This window comes from Marinobacter sp. UBA2498, from assembly GCF_002341575.1.
GTDB lineage: Bacteria > Pseudomonadota > Gammaproteobacteria > Pseudomonadales > Oleiphilaceae > Marinobacter > Marinobacter manganoxydans.
This window is the reverse complement of sequence record NZ_DDOI01000064.1, coordinates 90,890-94,322: the sequence shown is the minus strand read 5'-3', so window position 1 is coordinate 94,322 and position 3,433 is coordinate 90,890. Positions and strand designations below refer to the sequence as shown.

At 58.6% G+C, this 3,433-nt stretch carries 3 protein-coding genes; all 3 read left to right on the top strand.

Features of this window, described 5'->3' with window-relative positions:
- A partial coding sequence (locus B2W52_RS08875; protein WP_286802537.1) for a sigma 54-interacting transcriptional regulator occupies nt 1-816 on the top strand: 816 nt, incomplete at its 5' end.
- Nucleotides 817-1,046: 230 nt separating this feature from the next.
- Nucleotides 1,047-2,285, top strand: a complete 1,239-nt coding sequence (locus B2W52_RS08870) for a sensor histidine kinase (protein ID WP_286802535.1) — start codon at nt 1,047-1,049, stop codon at nt 2,283-2,285.
- A 12-nt stretch (nt 2,286-2,297) separates the two neighbouring features.
- Nucleotides 2,298-3,433: sigma-54-dependent transcriptional regulator (locus B2W52_RS08865; protein ID WP_286802533.1), on the top strand; the 1,136-nt coding region annotated here is incomplete at its 3' end.

The window sequence follows — 3,433 nt, the reverse complement described above, 5'->3', positions numbered from 1 at the left end:
GAGCTGTTCGGCCATGAAAAAGGGGCCTTTACCGGAGCCATCACGGCCCGGGTAGGGCGCTTCGAGATGGCCGAGGGGGGCACTCTGTTTCTCGATGAGATCGGAGACATGCCGCTCAACATGCAGGTCAAGATTCTCCGGGTTCTGCAGGAGCGCACTTTCGAGCGGGTGGGAAGCAATCGCACCCAGTCTGCAGATGTGCGGGTAATCGCCGCCACACACAAGCACCTGGAAGACATGATTGAATCCGGGGATTTCAGGGAAGACCTCTATTATCGCCTGAATGTGTTCCCCATCGAGATGCCGGCCCTGCGTGACCGGGTGGAAGACATTCCCCTCCTGATTAACGAACTCATTTCCCGGATGGAAAAAGAGAAGCGTGGATCGCTGCGGATGAATTCAGCGGCCATCATGAGCCTTTGCCGGCACGACTGGCCCGGCAATGTGCGCGAACTGGCGAATCTTGTCGAACGCCTGTCGATCATGCATCCCTACGGCGTAATCGGCGTGCAGGAGCTGCCCAAGAAGTTCCGCTACGTTGACGACTATGATGAGAATCGCCCGGTGGAGGACACCGGTATGCCTTCCGGTATTCCTGGCCTGGTGGGCCTGGATGCCCCGGCATTGCTGCCGGTGAACGGTATCGACCTGAAGGATTACCTCTCCAACCTCGAGAAACAGTTGATCCAGCAGGCGCTCGACGAGGCCGGCGGTGTTGTGGCCAGGGCTGCCGAGAAGCTGCGGATCCGACGCACTACTCTGGTAGAGAAGGTTCGCAAGTACGGGCTGAGGGAAGAGGAATCCGAGGAGTCCTGAGCCGGATCGTCCGGATTTTAAAGCTACTGAAGCGGCGTCAAAGGTTCGTAACCTGAGGCGCCGTTTCCGTTTCTGACCGACGTAAAATTGGCATCACTCTCTTTCTGAATTCTCTTTCCTCCTGAAATATATAGAAAAAATCAAGTTGGCACGGTGCTGGCTTAACAACCTGCAAACGAAGTATCCGAACTATGAGGCCCGAACCGACGGGCCGATCGGGGAGTCAGGTTATGAGTCAGGCACAATTTGTTCTTCAGTCCGGCGCGGGCGGTACAAAGACCAACGCTGCGGCGGACGTCAATGACAAGGTTACCGCCTTGTTTCCGGAGCAGGACGATGAGGCGGTGGATACCGCCCTGGAATTGTTCAACCGGATGTCGCGGCAGATCACTGACTCCTACCGGACCCTCGAATCCCGGGTCAACCAGCTTTCCGGCGAGCTGAACCAGGAATCGCTCCAGCGTCAGCAGGAGCTTGAAGAAAAAGAGCAGCTGGCAGATCGTCTGTCCACCTTGCTGAACGCACTGCCTGCCGGCGTTGTCGTTCTGGATAGCCAGGGCGTGGTAACGCAGACCAACCCGGCAGCCATTGCGCTTCTGGGGGAGCCCCTCGACGGTGCCCGCTGGGTTGATGTCATCCATCGCTGTTTTGCGCCCCGGCGGGACGATGGTCACGAAGTGTCTCTGAAGGATGGTCGCAGGGTCAGCATCGAGATCCGGACCATGGAAAACCAGCCCGGCCAGTTGATCCTGCTGACAGACCTCACCGAAACACGGCACCTTCAGGCGCAGCTGGCTCACGCCCAGCGTCTGTCTGCCATGGGCAAGATGGTTGCGTCTCTCGCTCACCAGATCCGTACCCCGCTGTCCGCGGCCATTCTTTATGGTGGCCATCTGAGCCAGGAGGATCTGGACGAAGAAATGCGTCAGCGCTGTGCTTCCCGCCTGATGTCGCGCCTGACCCACCTGGAACAGCAGGTGCGGGATATGCTCATTTTCGCCCGGGGCGAAACCCGGCTGGCCGAGGAGTTATCTGCCGACAAACTGGTCTCTGCACTGGCATCGGCAGTCGAGGGGCTGAAGCCGGCTCCGGGCGCGACAGTGAATCTCGAGAACAAGATCTCCAGCGACTGCCGGCTGATGTGTAATAGGGATGCCCTTGTTGGTGCCTGTACCAATCTGGTGAATAACAGCCTGGAGGCCGGCGCTCGCCATGTGGCGGTTCGGGTAACCGAGGAAACCGGGGAACTGGTCATCCGGGTTGTGGACAACGGCCCAGGTTTTGAGCTCTCGGACGCTGCCCGGCTGACCGAAGCTTTTTACACAACCAAGTCCCATGGCACGGGTCTCGGCCTCGCAGTGGTACAGGCCGTTATCAAGGCGCATCAGGGACGGTTTTCCATTGAATCGCCGGAGCAGGGCGGTGCTGTAGCCACCCTGCGTTTGCCGCAATTACGTAACAGACACTGATCGGAGGCAACCATGGCCAAGGCCCAGATTCTGATTGTTGAGGACGACCATGACCTGCGTGAAGCGCTGGTAACCACCCTCGAACTGGCAAAATTCCGGGTTCGGGAAGCATGCAATGCCAGCGAAGCCCTTGAGCGACTGGCCGAGGCTCCGGTGGATATGGTGGTCAGTGATGTCAACATGCCGGGTCTGTCAGGGCACCAGCTTCTGGCAGAGGTGCAGCGGCTGTACCCGGGCCTGCCAATGATGCTGATCACGGCCTATGGCCAGATCAGCGATGCGGTATCCGCCATGCAGGCCGGTGCTATCGATTATCTGGTGAAGCCATTCGAACCGCGTTTCCTGGTGGATGCTGTCAGCAAGGTTGTTGGCGGCGGGCGTGAGAAAGCCAGTGATGAGCCGGTGGCTGAAGACCCGATCAGCAAGCGGATGTTCCAGCTGGCGACCAAAGTGGCTGGAAGCGATTCCACCGTCATGATCTCGGGGGAAAGCGGAACTGGCAAGGAAGTCCTTGCCCGGTTCATTCACCAGCAGTCCCCGCGGTCAGAGCAGCCATTCGTGGCGATCAACTGTGCTGCAATACCGGAAAACATGCTGGAGGCTATCCTGTTCGGTCACGAGAAAGGTGCCTTTACCGGTGCCGTCGCCTCCTCGCCCGGCAAATTCGAGCAGGCCAACGGCGGCACCATTCTGCTGGACGAGATTTCGGAGATGGATCTGGGGCTTCAGTCCAAGCTCTTGCGGGTATTGCAGGAGCGGGAAGTCGAGCGGGTTGGTGGTCGCAAAACCATCAGCCTGGATGTCCGTGTTGTAGCGACCACCAACCGGGATCTGGCGGATTACGTTCGCGAAGGCAAGTTCCGGGAAGACCTCTATTACCGTCTGACAGTGTTCCCGATGCACTGGCAGCCGCTCCGGGAGCGGCCGCTGGATATCATGCCACTGGCTACTTCGCTGCTTAAAAAGCATTGCCGCAAAATGAAGCTGACCGGGATTACCTTTGCCCAGGACGCAAAAAGTGCGCTTATGAATCATCAATGGCCGGGGAATGTGCGGGAGCTGGACAATGCCATCCAGCGAGCGCTGGTGCTGCACCAGGGAAATGTCATTCACTCTGGCGATCTGTGTCTGGAGCTGGGCATCACCGG